Below are 13,065 nucleotides of genomic sequence, written 5' to 3' on the forward strand. Positions count from 1 at the left end.
TCAGGCCTCCTCGGGTTGCTGTCGGCGCGCGCCGAGGGATGCCGTCTGTTCGAGCAGCGAAATTAGTTCGGCCGCGCGCTTATCGGATGTGTGCTGATCCATGGTCCGTTCGTATGCGCGTCCGGCGATGTGCTGAAGCTCGGCGTCGGCCATCGTCAACGCAGCAAGCGTGTCCTTCGCATCGCGTGCGATCAGGATCTCCTGTCCGGGTGCAAAGAATTCATTCAGTCCCGGCCAGTCGTCGCTGAGGAGTGGAGCCTTGCAGGCAGCAGCTTCGAACAGGCGGCCGGAGGGGCACCAGCCCATCTCCGCCATGGCGCGGCGCGTGACGTTGAGTGTCAGCCGAGACGACGCAAAGAACGACGCGTGCTCCGAGGGCGGCAAGTGCTGCACGAAGTAGATGTTTGGCGACCAGGGAAAATCTTCCGGGTATTGTGCACCCCCAATCAGGAAGCGCCGATCCTGCCTGCTACGTGCGGGTTCGACGAACAGAGCCTCGAGCGCGCGCTGGCGATCCTGCGAATATGTGCCGAGATAGGACAGATCCGCACGGTAATGCGGCTGCGACGGCACGGGGCGATGGATGTCCGTATCGACATGGCCGTAGAGCGGACGGACATTGCAGGCGCCGAGCCTGTCGCGAAATTCGTTGCAGATGCGGGGACCGCCGGTGAAGCTCAGGACCAGCGCGAAATCCCGCAGGCCGCGCGGCCCGATATAGGGAACGGCCTCGCCGGCCATCAGCTTCGCCAGCGTGACCGGCGTGTCGAGGTCGTAGAACGCGGGCACCGCGCGACCCTCGGACAGGACAAGCTCCGTCGCGGCGATCGCGTCGGGACAATAAGAGGTCACGATCGCGACATCGGCATCTCGAATGTCGCTGCGCGCCAAAGGAAGCACATCGTCCCAGTTCGAGAACAGTCGCAGTTGGCCGCCGGGCAGTTCGTGCAAATCCCGCGCGCCGGCGTAGTAGGGCACGTCGCGCTCGAAAAAGACGACGCTGTGGCCGGCTTGCGCGAGATGCTTGCAAAGCCCTCGCCACAAGGTGGCGTGACCGTTGCCCCAGGACGAGGAAATTGTCAGGCCGAAAATGACGATCTTCACGCTGGCACCCGCTGATTGATCCCGGTGATCTTGATTCCCCGATTGTCCACGCTGAGGGTGCTGACGCTGCCGGGGTCGATCTCGATCGAGAGAAAGTCGTCGAGCTCTTTCCGGGAATAGTGCAGCAGCGCCGCGCGGATCGGTTCGGCATGGCTGACGGCGACGACAACGGTGCCGCTACCATGATCGTTGCGCACCTGTTCCAGATGGGCGACGACGCGCTTCTGGAGCGACCGCATGCTTTCGCCGCCCGGGGGACGGTTCGTTCCGCGTTGTTCGTTCCAGCGCGACCAGCGGGGGTCCCGGGCGAGCGCTTCGAACGACAGTCCGGTCCATTCGCCGTAGTCGAGTTCGTCGAGTGCCGGCACGATCTCGACCGGCAAGCCGAAGCGCGCCGCCAGGATGCAGGCCGACTGCATGCAGCGCCGCTGCGGGCTCGACTGAACCATGCTCGGGGACGGCGTGAAGGTATCGGCGCATCGCGCGATTTCCTCACAGCCGAGATCATCGAGTTCTACGCCCTTCATCCGGCCACAGAGCGTGCGGCCGAGCAGGGCATGATGCCCGTGGCGGATCAGATGAATGATCTTCGCCATCAGGTGTACGCCTTGTCGTCAATGAAGGCGCGCGTTCGCCGTCCGGCTTCCTCGTCGGTGAACTGCTGAGGCGGCGACTTCATGAAATAGCTCGAAGGGCCCGTCAGCGCGCCGGCCTGCCCGCGGTCCATCGCAAGCTTGGCGCAGCGGACCGCATCGATCACGACGCCCGCCGAGTTCGGGGAGTCCCAGACCTCGAGTTTGACTTCCGCGCTCAAGGGAACACCGCCGAAGGTCGTGCCCTCCAGGCGGATAAAGGCCAGCTTGCGGTCGGTCAGCCACGGCACATGGTCGCTCGGGCCGACATGGATATTGTCGGCATCCATCGGCACGTCGAACTGGCTGGTCACGGCTTGCGTCTTGGAGATCTTCTTTGATGTCAGCCGCTCACGCTCGAGCATGTTCTTGAAATCGGTGTTGCCGCCGACATTGAGCTGGTAGGTTCTGTCCAGCCGCACGCCGCGTTCGCGGAAAAGGTTGGCGAGCACGCGGTGCAGAATGGTGGCGCCGACCTGGCTCTTGATGTCGTCGCCGACGATCGGCAGGCCTGCATCCTCGAAGCGCCGCCGCCAGTCGGGATTCGAGGCAATGAAGACCGGGATGCAATTGACATAGCCGCAGCCGGCCTCGATCGCGCGCGCGGCGTAAAATTCGCTCGCGCGCTGCGAGCCGACGGGAAGATAGGACACAAGCACGTCCGTGCGCGATGTCGCGAGCACTTCGGAGACGTCGGCTTCCGGAACATCCGCAATCGGAACGTCGTCCTTGAGATATTGGCCGACGCCGTCCATGACCGGGCCGCGTTGGACCGTGACGCCGGTGGGCGCGACCTCGGAGAAGCGGTGCGTGTTGTTCGGTGCTGCGAAGATCGCCTCGGCCACGTCGCGTCCAACCTTGCCGGCATGGACGTCGAAGGCCGACGCGACCTGAATGTCGCTGATGTGGTAGCCGCCGAGATCGGCGTTCATCAACCCAGGTACCGGCTCATTCGATTTGGCGTCCCGGTAATAGGAGAGCCCCTGAACGAAGGAGCTCGCACAATTGCCGACACCGACGATGCCGACGCGCACGCGCCGCCTGTCCTGAAGACGAGAATGCATGGATCTAGGCCCTCCGGAAGACGTGCAGCGTTAAGGCATGCAGTGTTGAAGGATATGCAGTGTTGAAGACTTGCAGTGTTGACGTAAGTACGTCGGCGAACGTGAGGAACGTATGTTCGTTCCTGAACTCACGGCACTATGTCCGCCTCACGTCAGATTCCGGCCAAAAAAATTTCGCGCCCTTAACCTGGGATAGAATCCCGGGCAGTTTGGCGGGAACGAAAAGCTTCCATGATGAAGATGAAGAAGATGCTGCTCCAAGAGAGCCCGACACCACGAAAGAACAAATCCCTGCGTCCGGCGTTCACGGCGAACAGTCTGACGCGACCTATTCGTCGCTCGCTCTTTGTCAGCAGTCGAGGTGTCACATGTCAACCAAATCACAAACCAGCGAAGCCCAACAGACCACCAGCCATAACGTCATCCGGAAATGGGCGGAGGAGCGCGGTGGAAAGCCCGCAACGGTCAAGGCTACGGAGGAGGACGGCCACGCCGGCATTCTGCGCATCGATTTCGATCCGCCCGACGAAGGGCTCGACCGGATCAGTTGGGACGAATTCTTCGCCAAATTCGACGAGACCGGCATTGCGTTCCTTCACCAGGACCGCACCAAGGACGGCAAGATGAGCCGCTTTCACAAATTCGTGCGTCGTTGATCGGATCACCGCGGGTGTCGGGCGGTTGGACGGAGGCGATGCGGGCAGGCGACTTCGAACGCGCCTGGGCGATCAGCGACCGCGATCTGATGATGCTTGCCTATCCACCAAAGCACACCGGGCCGCGTCACCTCCAGCGGATCTGGCGCGGCGAGGCCCTGGTGGGCAAGCATGTGCTCGTCCGCTGCTACCATGGGCTTGGCGATACCATCCAGTTCCTGCGCTTCATGCGACCGCTCCGTGATCTCGCGCGCAGCGTCACTGTGTGGTGCCAAGGCGAACTTCTGCCGCTGGTGGAGCGTGTGGCGGGCGTCGATCGTGCGTTTCCGATCCACGATGGTACGCCTGAGATCGACTTCGAGGTCGATATCGAGATCATGGAGGTGCCGCATGCCATAAGGGCGAGACGGGAGCACGTCGAGATGCGTGCACCTTACGTATCGCTGCCGCCGGTGCTCGAGCTACCACTGCCACAAGGTCTTGCCGTCGGCCTGGTTTGGGAAGTCGGCAATTGGGACAAGCGAAGGACCATCCCGCCGTCCCTGCTAGGGCATCTTGCCGTTCCCGGAGTAACGCTCTGTTCGCTGCAACGCGGGGCCCGAACGTGCGAACTGGCCGAGATCGGCGCGAAGGACGTCAGCACGCCTGACATTACGGTTCTCGGTCATCTCCTCCAGCGGCTCGATCTGCTCATTTGCGTTGACACCATGGTGGCTCATCTTGCGGGCGCACTCGGCTGTGACGCGTGGGTCTTGTTGCATGCGGATTGCGACTGGCGCTGGCCGTCGTCCGAGTCCCATTCCCCTTGGTATCCGAGCCTACGGCTGTTTCATCAGAGGGCACCAGGCAATTGGGATGATGTCATTGGAGAGGCGCGGGAGGCCCTGATTGCACGCTCCGCAAGTCTCCAAGGTGTCGTCGGAATCGGGCTCAAGCGAGCGCAAGTTCCGCCGCGAGTGGTCTGAGACGCGAGGACGACGACTCGTCGCGGCTGGACGGAATGCCCAGGTAGGTCGGATCGAATCTTGCGAGCCGCACGAGTCCGGGCCAGTCCGTGATCGTTACCGTTTTGCCCTGCCATCGCAGGAGGTTGCATCGTCGCAGTTCCTGAATTGTTCGGTTGGCGTGGACTGGGGAAATGCTGCACGCTGCAGCAAGGTCCGATTGGGTGAAGGGTGATGGCAGCCTGAGATCTCTCGCCAAGCCGACGCTTTGCAGGCGGGTGGTGATCTCGCACAGCAGATGCGCCACACGCGTCAAGGCATCACGGCTACCCAGGTTCACTGTCCAGTTGCGCTGAATGGCGTGGCTGGTGAGCAGCATCAACAGCAATGCGCGAGACATGGCGGGCGAACGCGCGGACAAATCGTGAAAGAAGCGGTGTGGCACGAGAGCGACGATGGCGGGGCCGAGCGCGATCAGGTTGCCGTCAACGCGAGGACGATACAGCGTGTGTAGATCGGCGATGTCACCGGGAACATGGAGCGACGTGATCTGCCCGTCCACGCTCTCGGCATCCTGCCAGGACAGATACCCCTGAAGCAGGAGACAGCACTGGGTCGCATCGTCGCCATGCCGCAAAACGGCCTGACGCGAACTGAGATGTGCGATTGTGCTTGCCATGTCCGCAAGCAGGTGGAGATCGTCGGCCGTTACGGGAGTGAGGCTCGCCAACCGGTCGGCGAGCTTGGAGAACGCAAATCCTGCCTGCATTGGTCGCCTAATAACTCAGAGCCCGTCCCCAATCTGATCGATGAGAACGACAGAACGCATTAAACTTTGATACTTTCGCTCCACGCAGATCATTATCGGATCTCGGACGATCCGGGAACCGGAAGCGCGAGAGGCGCTCGACGCTCGATGGACCATCGAGCCAGTTGTCCAGAATGGCAATAAGTATACTGCTGCTGCTTCCCTGTGGCGAACGGCTACCATCTGCGTCGAACTACGATTTAGTATACTTAAACCCTCGAACCATCGCGTTGTTCTGACTCCAAGGCTTTGACGGATGTGATGGCTGCCTGTCGGGCAACACACCCGCCACCCAAGTCAACCCCATCCCGCAAAAATATTCCGCTTTACCGAAATTCGGTTTTGGCGTATGTGTCGCTCATCCCGGCTCATTCTTGAGGGGCGATCTTGTGGTCGTCACGTTCGCGAGCCGGGCTTGCGGTGGACGCGGCAGCGTTTGGGTGCGAGAGGTGTGGGCAGGGCGGATTGCTCTCCGTGAGCCCAAAACTTCGTTCCGACGAGCGGCGCTGCTAGGCTTCGTCTCGTCATCAGGTCGGCGGCAACGTGCACAACGTCGTCGAAACCGGTGGTGAAATGGCGAGCCGTGCGTACGGCAAAACCGTGTGGTCCTGGCCGTCGTTGCTACGGTCAAGCCCTGGCGAATGCGGCATCTGCGTCGACCGGCGTGGTGTCGGTGACTTTCGTTGGGAGGAGGGAGGCCAAAAGGAACTCGGCTCCCGGGAGAGCACGGCATAAGCCGTCCAACCACTGCGCAGGGAAGGCCGAGTGATTGGCTACACCTGTATGCTGCTGTGCGGTTTTCCTGCGTGTGCTTTTCGCGCAGCGGACCGCGGGTGCCAGCCGGCACCCGGCCTTCCCTGCGCCCTCTTGGCTTTGAGGGCGGAATGACCAGGCAAAACTCGGGCGAAACGCGCCGCGAGAACGAGAGCTCATGTCCGCTGTTTGAAAGATCAGTCGTATCATTCCCGGGATATGTCGAGCGTTGATCGCGCTACGCAGTTATCTCACGCGGCGCTGCGGTGGGCCTTTGCCTTTGTCTTTGCCCTTGTCTCTAGCTTTGACTTGGGCTTCTCCGGCGCCGCCGATGCGGGGCTGCGTCGAGCACCGGGACCGGGGTGGGTATGAACCTCCTTGGCCGAAAGCGGTTCGCCACATTCGGAGCAAACCATGACCGGATCGAAGTCCTTGCCGCATTTGCGGTGTTGATGCAGCAAAGGTCGTCCGCGCGCGTCGACCATATGAGTGTCGCCCCAGTGCACGATCGCCATCATGATCGGATAGAGATCGAGCCCCTTCTGGGTGAGGATGTATTCGTGCCGCTTGGGCGAGTCCTGATAGGGGATACGACGCAACACGCCCTGCCGGACCAGCTTCTTCAGCCGTTCGGCGAGCAGGTGGCGCGTGATTCCGAGCGATGACTGAAACCCCTCGAAACGGCGTGTGCGCAGGAAGCATTCACGCAGGATCAGAAGGGTCCAGCGGTCGCCGATCACGCCGATGGTTCGGGCCATCGAACACGGCTCGTCCTCCAGCTCACCCCATTTCATTCCAGATCTCCACTCTGCCCGCGGCTTCTGCGCAAATCGTCCAGGAATCCTTTGGTCCGAGGACCATTCTAAATCGGCACTTACTGCGAGAGCAATGTTTCTCTGATACCGAATTCAGCAGTAAATCGACCAAGATTGACAGTTCTGTTTTAGAACTGTAGAAATAGTCTGCGGCTTGGATGATGGTCCGACGACCGGATTCAGACCTGACCGGGAGAAGACCCTTGCAAAAGAGAAATGCGACCGTGGCCGTGATCGGCGCCGGTGATTTTATCGGCAGCGAGATTGCAAAGAAGTTCGCCTCCGAGGGCTTTACGGTGTTCGCGGGGCGCCGCGACGGCGCCAAGCTCGAACCGCTCGTCAAGGAGATCGAGCAAGCCGGCGGCGAAATTCACGCGCGCGCGCTCGATGCGCGCAAGGAAGACCAGATCATCTCGTTTCTCGGCGATGCCGACAAGCACGCCCCGCTCGAGGTTTGCATCTTCAACGTCGGCGCCAACGTCAACTTTCCGCTTCTGGACACGACCGAACGGGTGTTCCGCAAGGTCTGGGAAATGGCTTGCTATTCCGGCTTCCTCGCCGGCCGCGAGGCCGCGCGCCTGATGCTGCCCCGTGGCCAGGGCAACATCTTCTTCACCGGTGCGACGGCGAGCTTGCGCGGCGGCAGCGGCTATGCGGCCTTTGCCAGCGCCAAGTTCGGCCTGCGGGCGGTCGCGCAAGCCGCGGCGCGTGAATTGGGCCCGAAGAACATTCACGTGGCGCATCTCATCATCGATTCCGGCGTCGACACGGAATGGGTCCGGCAACGGCGGATCGAGGCGCTCGGTCCGAACGCGCTGGACAATCCCGACCTCCTGATGCCGCCATCGTCGGTCGCCGAGTCCTACTGGATGCTCTATCAGCAACCCAAGAGTGCCTGGACCTTCGAGCTGGAGATTCGTCCCTTCGGCGAGAAATGGTAGCGAAGCCGGTTCACGATGGCCCGTGCAAGGGTTCAGACTGAAAAGGGTTCAGATTGAATTGCCGAAGCGGTGCTCTGGAAGTCCCTGTGCGATGCCATTAATGGCCAGAACATGACCCGCTTGGGGTTCGCGGCTCAATTGCTCGCGATCCAGAAATTTTCTGGCCGTCGTCACGAACAGTGTCTTCAGATCGGTTCCGCCGAAGCACACGCAGGTCGGATTGGTCGCGGGCACTGGAATGACGGTGTCGATCCGGCCGTCCGGCCGATAGCGTATCACCCGGCCGCCGGAGAAGAAGGCGGTCCACAGTCCGCCGGCAACGTCGATACACGCGCCGTCGGGCCGCTCACCGGAGGCGCTGTAATCCGCGAACAACCGTCTGTTGCGGATCGCGCCGTCATCGAGATCGAAGTCGAACTGCCAGGTGCGGTAACGCCTCGTATCCGTGAAATAGAGCGTGCGATTGTCAGGTGAGAACGCGATGCCGTTCGTCACGACGACATCGCCGAACATACGCGTCCGGCCGTCGGCGTCCACGCGATACAGCGCCCCGTTCGGCCGATGCAGCTGGTTGTCCATGGTGCCGATCCATAGCCGGCCCCGGGCGTCGACGCGTCCGTCGTTCAGGCGGTTGTCGAGGCCGCTTTCGATTTCGCAGAGCTGACCTGGAGCACCGTCACCGGACGCGCGGCGATAAAGGCCCAGATCCTGCGCGAGCAGGTGGGAGCCATCCGCCGTCAGAGCCTGGCTGCCGAGGAAGTTGCATGCGTACGGAACAACCTGATGCGCGCCTGTTGCCGGATCGAACGATTGATGCAGCCGCCGGTCGATGTCGACCCACCACAGCTTGCGGGATCGATCGCACCACAATGGCGTCTCGCCGAGGGTATCGCCTGCGGCGACCGCCGTTTCGACGCGATGCGCGGGGACCATGTGGGGAGTCATTCCGCTATCCGATTGCAGCCACGAGCGCTGGCGATCAGCCCTCGTTCCAGGAGGCGAGGGCGTGCGCGACGCAGCCGTTGATGTGCTCGGTGAGCACGGCCTTGGCGCTTTTGATGTCGCGCTTGAGGGCGCAGTCCAGCAGCGCCTTGTGCTGATTGATCGTCTCCGCGCCGCGGTAGCGCAGCGCATAGCGGAAATATTTGTCGAACACGACCGCGTGCGTCTGCATCAGCTCGCGCGAACCGCAACTCGAGATCAGCGCCTGGTGGAATTCGCCGTCATAGCGTTTGCGCAGCTCGGGATCGTCGCCTTCGCTCAGCACGGTGCGTTCGGTCGCCGCCAGCTTGTGATGCGCCGACACCACGCGGCCTTCCCACTCCACGTCGCCGGCGCGGAACGACTCGGCCATTGCATGATGCTCCAGCAGGATGCGGAGACCAGCGAGCTCACGCAGGTTCTGGATGGATATCGGCGCCACCTCGAAGCCCCGCTGGCCCTCGGCAACCACGAATCCCTCGGACGTCAGACGATTGAGGATCTCGCGCAGTGTGCTGACGCTGAGGCCGTAATCTTCCTTCATGGCATCGAGCTTGAGGCGTCCGGATGGCGTGAGCACTCCGAAAATGATGTCGGCCCGGATGCGCTGATAGCCGCTGTCGCCTGCCGACAGGGGCCGTTCCTCGAGTGACGTCATGCCTTCTGATCCCGCCTGTCCCGATCGCCGGCCACTTCGGAGGGCGGCCGAACCATCAATGTTGCCAGCACTATAGCAGATTTTCGGTGTATGACGTACTGCAAATCATCATATGAAATAGGTATCATCATTTGACATGGAAATATATGTGTGGTGTCTAAATAGGCTGAGGGTACGAAAAATAATGGCTTAAGCCGTCGTTCGTGCCCGTCCGAACAGGGAGGAAACGATGAGCTTGTTGGTACGGGCGCTGTCTGCGACGGCGATCTGCGTGGCGCTGACGGTCGGTGCATCCGCTCAGGAGATTCAGGAGCGGACGATCAGGTGGGGACACCTGAACAACACCGATCACCCCGTCAGCGCGGGGGTGCAGAAATTTGCGGAGATCCTGCTGGCGAAGAGCGGGGGCAAGATGAAGGTCCGTGAGTTCGCGGCCTCGCAGCTCGGCAACGAGCTGCAGCAGCAATCGGCACTGCGCGGCGGTACCCAGGAAATGCTGTCGGCCTCGACGACGTCGCTCGCAACCGTAGTGCCGGAGTTCGGCCTCATCGACTTTCCATTCATCGTGAAGACCATCGAGCAGGCCGACGCGCTCGGGACCGGCAAATTTGGCACCACAATGCTCGATACGTTGCCGTCGAAGGGGCTGATCGGTCTGGGCTATTGGGGCCTCGGTTTCCGCAACGTCACGAACAGCACGCGGCCGATCACCAAGGTCGAGGATTTCAACGGCCTCAAGCTCCGCGTCATTCCGAACCCGGTCTATCTCGAGACCTTCGGATCCTTCAAGGCTAATCCCGTTCCGATGGCCTTCGGCGAACTCTATTCGGCGCTGGAGACGCGCACCGTCGATGGCGAGGAGAACCCCTTCACGGTCATTCTCTCCAACAAGTTCTACGAAGTGCAAAAATACGTTTCCGCCACCAATCACACCTTCACACTGAACATCATCCTGGTGAGCAAGGCCTTCTGGGACAAGCTTTCGCCGACCGAGCAGCGCCTGATGCGCGAGGCGTACGAGGAAAGTCGAGGCTATCAGAAGGAGCAGACGCGCCTTCAGACCGAAAAGGCCCTGTCGGAACTGCAGGCGAAGGGCATGCAGTACAACACCGTCGCGCCGGAAGAGCTCGATCGGATGCGCAAGACGGCGCAGCCGGTGGTCGACAAGATTGCCGCCAATCTCAAGCCGGAGGCGGTCAAGCTGTTCAACGACGAACTCGAGCGCATCCGCAAGGACGTGAAGTAGTCGATCTCGTCAGTATGCAAGAGGCGGAGCCGACCGGTCGGCCGGCTCTCGAATTGACTTTGCCTGGACGGCCCGTATGGCACGATTGCTCGACCTCTATTGCACCCTGCTGAAGGGCACCATCGCCGCATTTCTTGCGGTGATGGTGGTGCTGGTGTTCGGCAACGTAGTTCTGCGCTACGGCTTCAACTCCGGTATCGCGATTTCCGAGGAGCTGTCACGCTGGCTCCTGGTCTGGCTGACTTTCCTCGGTGCGGTCGTGGCAATGCGTGAGCACGCCCATCTGGGAGTCGACGCCATCGTGCGGATGCTGCCGGCCGTCGGCAAGCGCTTCTGCTTCATCATCAATTACTGCCTGATGCTGTTCGCCGATTGGCTTCTGCTCTCGGGAAGTTGGCGGCAGACGATCATCAATATCGACGACCGCGCGCCGGCGACCGGCCTGTCGCTTGGCATCTTCTATGGCGTCGGCGTGATCTTCGGCGTTTCGGCCGGAGTGATCCTTCTCTACGACCTGTTCCGTGTCATCTCCGGACAGGCCAGCGAAGCCGACATGGTTGCCGTCAGGGAATCGGAGGAGCACTGATGCTGTCTCCCCGTATCGTGCCGCCCGGCGCTCACATCCTGAAAATCACCGGGATCACGCCATGACGATTGCCGTCTTCACCTTCTCGCTGCTCGGCGCCATGGCGCTGGGCATGCCGATCGCCTTTGCGCTGATCGTCTGCGGCGTGGCCTTGATGAGCACGATCGACATGTTCGACGCCCAGATCGTGGCGCAGAACGTCATCAACGGCGCGGACAGCTTTCCGCTGATGGCCATTCCCTTCTTCATGCTGGCCGGCGAGGTCATGAACAAGGGCGGTCTGGCCAAGCGAATCGTCAACGTTGCGCTCGTCGCCGTCGGACACTTTCGGGGCGGACTCGGTTACGTCACGATCCTCGCGTCCTGCATCCTCGCGTCGCTCTCGGGCTCTGCGGCGGCCGATGCCGCGGCGCTCGCCGCCCTGCTGGTGCCGATGATGGTGGCGGCGGGCCACAAGAAGTCCTATGCGGCGGGCCTGGTGGCGGCCGGCGGCATCATCGCGCCCGTGATTCCGCCCAGCATCGGATTCGTCATCTTCGGTGTCGCCGCGGGCGTGTCGATCTCAAAACTGTTTCTGGCCGGGATCGTCCCGGGGATGTTGCTCGGGGCAGGGCTCTGCCTGGCCTGGTGGTGGGTGGTGCGCCGGGAGAACCTGACGCCCCCGCCAAGAGCATCGCTCTCGGAAATGGTGAAAGCAGTGGTCGACGGCTTCTGGGCGCTGATGCTGCCGGTGATCATCGTCGTCGGCCTGCGCTTCGGCATCTTCACGCCCACGGAAGCCGCAGTGGTCGTCGCCGTCTATTCGCTGTTCGTCGCGACCTGCATCTATCGGGAATTGAAGCTGTCGCAGCTTTATCAGGTCTTCGTCTCCTCGGCCCTGACGACGAGCATCGTGATGTTTCTCGTGGCAGCGGCGCTGGTGTCGTCCTGGCTGATCACCGTGTCCGAGATTTCGACACAGATCGTCGCCCTGCTGAAGCCTTTCATGGGCAACAACACGCTCCTGATGCTGGCGATCATGGTCGTGGTGGTGATCGTGGGAACGGCCCTCGACATGACACCGACCATCCTCATCCTCACGCCGATCCTGATGCCGATCGTCAAGGCGGCGGGAATCGATCCCGTTTATTTCGGCGTCCTCTTCATCATCAACAATGCGATCGGCCTGATCACGCCGCCGGTCGGCATTGTGCTCAATGTGGTTTGCGGTGTCTCCAGGATCAGCATGGAGGACATCGTCAAGGGCGTCTGGCCCTTCTTGATTGCACAATTGATCGTCCTGTTCGCGATGGTGCTATTCCCGGGACTGGTGACGATCCCGGCCAAATGGTTTGCCGGCTAGATGCGTCGGCAGCAAACGAAGGAAGAACGAAAATGGCCGCAAGGATCATGATCCTCAACGGACCCAATCTCAATTTCCTCGGCATCCGCGAGCCCCACATCTACGGCTCGACGACGCTTAGGGAGATCGAGGCGAGCTGCCAGGCGCTGGCTGATCAGCTCGGAGTTTCGATGTCGTTCCATCAATCGAACATGGAGGGCGAACTCGTCACCCTGATCCAGTCCGCTCAGGGCAACGCGGACGCCCTCATCATGAACCCCGCGGCCTATTCATTCACCTCGATCGCGCTGATCGATGCGCTGAAGATTTTCGAGGGTGTGAAGATCGAGGTGCATATCTCCAACATTCACGCGCGGGATGAGCTGCACCGCCACTCGATCACGTCGAGCGCCTGCACGGCGGTCATTTGCGGACTGGGTTCGTATGGCTATCTCGCCGCGATGCTCGCGGCCGTCCAACGGCTGGGGCAATTGCCTGAGACCATTGCACCGGCTCTGCACGGGCTTGCGGCCGGCGGCAAGGCGTAGGCATGGAG

Annotated in this window: 14 protein-coding genes; 7 read left to right on the top strand and 7 right to left on the bottom strand. The window is 61.6% G+C overall.

Annotated features, from left to right (window positions below):
• From ABIC03_RS18965 to ABIC03_RS18975, 3 genes are read right to left on the bottom strand one after another with little or no spacing between them, the layout of a single operon-like run.
• Window positions 1-1,104: a CgeB family protein gene (locus ABIC03_RS18965; protein ID WP_354060035.1), complete on the bottom strand. Its 1,104-nt coding sequence runs from the start codon at window positions 1,102-1,104 to the stop codon at window positions 1-3.
• A complete protein-coding gene (locus tag ABIC03_RS18970; RefSeq protein ID WP_354060037.1) occupies window positions 1,101-1,700 on the bottom strand; it encodes a histidine phosphatase family protein in 600 nt (199 codons plus the stop codon). The genes ABIC03_RS18965 and ABIC03_RS18970 overlap by 4 nt, the downstream gene beginning before the upstream one ends.
• A complete protein-coding gene (locus tag ABIC03_RS18975) occupies window positions 1,700-2,800 on the bottom strand; it encodes an inositol-3-phosphate synthase (RefSeq protein WP_354060039.1) in 1,101 nt (366 codons plus the stop codon). The genes ABIC03_RS18970 and ABIC03_RS18975 overlap by 1 nt, the downstream gene beginning before the upstream one ends.
• Window positions 2,801-3,168: 368 nt before the next feature.
• On the opposite strand from ABIC03_RS18975, the gene ABIC03_RS18980 reads away from it, so the two are divergent.
• Both ABIC03_RS18980 and ABIC03_RS18985 read left to right on the top strand, forming a co-directional pair.
• A complete protein-coding gene (locus ABIC03_RS18980) occupies window positions 3,169-3,456 on the top strand; it encodes a hypothetical protein (RefSeq protein ID WP_354060878.1) in 288 nt (95 codons plus the stop codon).
• A gap of 38 nt (window positions 3,457-3,494) precedes the next feature.
• A complete protein-coding gene (locus tag ABIC03_RS18985) occupies window positions 3,495-4,421 on the top strand; it encodes a glycosyltransferase family protein (protein WP_354060041.1) in 927 nt (308 codons plus the stop codon).
• Here the strand turns inward: ABIC03_RS18985 and ABIC03_RS18990 are convergent.
• Window positions 4,387-5,169 (bottom strand): Crp/Fnr family transcriptional regulator, encoded by a 783-nt coding sequence (locus ABIC03_RS18990; RefSeq protein WP_354060043.1) that lies wholly within the window; start codon window positions 5,167-5,169, stop codon window positions 4,387-4,389. The two genes, ABIC03_RS18985 and ABIC03_RS18990, sit on opposite strands and share 35 nt — an antisense overlap.
• Window positions 5,170-6,212: 1,043 nt before the next feature.
• Window positions 6,213-6,755, bottom strand: coding sequence for a winged helix-turn-helix transcriptional regulator (locus ABIC03_RS18995; RefSeq protein ID WP_354060045.1), 543 nt, complete (start codon window positions 6,753-6,755; stop codon window positions 6,213-6,215).
• A gap of 224 nt (window positions 6,756-6,979) precedes the next feature.
• On the opposite strand from ABIC03_RS18995, the gene ABIC03_RS19000 reads away from it, so the two are divergent.
• Window positions 6,980-7,717, top strand: a complete 738-nt coding sequence (locus ABIC03_RS19000; RefSeq protein ID WP_007614048.1) for an SDR family oxidoreductase — start codon at window positions 6,980-6,982, stop codon at window positions 7,715-7,717.
• Between the two features lie 48 nt (window positions 7,718-7,765).
• Here the strand turns inward: ABIC03_RS19000 and ABIC03_RS19005 are convergent, their stop codons facing one another.
• Window positions 7,766-8,662: an SMP-30/gluconolactonase/LRE family protein gene (locus ABIC03_RS19005; RefSeq protein ID WP_354060047.1), complete on the bottom strand. Its 897-nt coding sequence runs from the start codon at window positions 8,660-8,662 to the stop codon at window positions 7,766-7,768.
• Between the two features lie 34 nt (window positions 8,663-8,696).
• Window positions 8,697-9,356 carry a GntR family transcriptional regulator gene (locus ABIC03_RS19010; protein ID WP_275169423.1) on the bottom strand — a complete coding sequence of 220 codons (660 nt, stop codon included), beginning with the start codon at window positions 9,354-9,356 and terminating at the stop codon, window positions 8,697-8,699.
• 229 nt (window positions 9,357-9,585) lie between these two features.
• On the opposite strand from ABIC03_RS19010, the gene ABIC03_RS19015 reads away from it, so the two are divergent.
• From ABIC03_RS19015 to ABIC03_RS19030, 4 genes are all read left to right on the top strand, one after another.
• Window positions 9,586-10,602: a TRAP transporter substrate-binding protein gene (locus tag ABIC03_RS19015; protein ID WP_354060050.1), complete on the top strand. Its 1,017-nt coding sequence runs from the start codon at window positions 9,586-9,588 to the stop codon at window positions 10,600-10,602.
• Between the two features lie 76 nt (window positions 10,603-10,678).
• Window positions 10,679-11,188: a TRAP transporter small permease gene (locus ABIC03_RS19020; protein ID WP_354060052.1), complete on the top strand. Its 510-nt coding sequence runs from the start codon at window positions 10,679-10,681 to the stop codon at window positions 11,186-11,188.
• A gap of 61 nt (window positions 11,189-11,249) precedes the next feature.
• The gene (locus tag ABIC03_RS19025) at window positions 11,250-12,530 is read left to right on the top strand and encodes a TRAP transporter large permease subunit (RefSeq protein ID WP_275169420.1); all 1,281 of its coding nucleotides are present in this window, start codon (window positions 11,250-11,252) and stop codon (window positions 12,528-12,530) included.
• A gap of 32 nt (window positions 12,531-12,562) precedes the next feature.
• A complete protein-coding gene (locus ABIC03_RS19030) occupies window positions 12,563-13,057 on the top strand; it encodes a type II 3-dehydroquinate dehydratase (protein WP_275169419.1) in 495 nt (164 codons plus the stop codon).
• The last annotated feature ends 8 nt before the right edge of the window (window positions 13,058-13,065 follow it).

It is taken from the genome of Bradyrhizobium sp. RT6a (assembly GCF_040547675.1).
Taxonomy (GTDB): Bacteria; Pseudomonadota; Alphaproteobacteria; order Rhizobiales; family Xanthobacteraceae; genus Bradyrhizobium.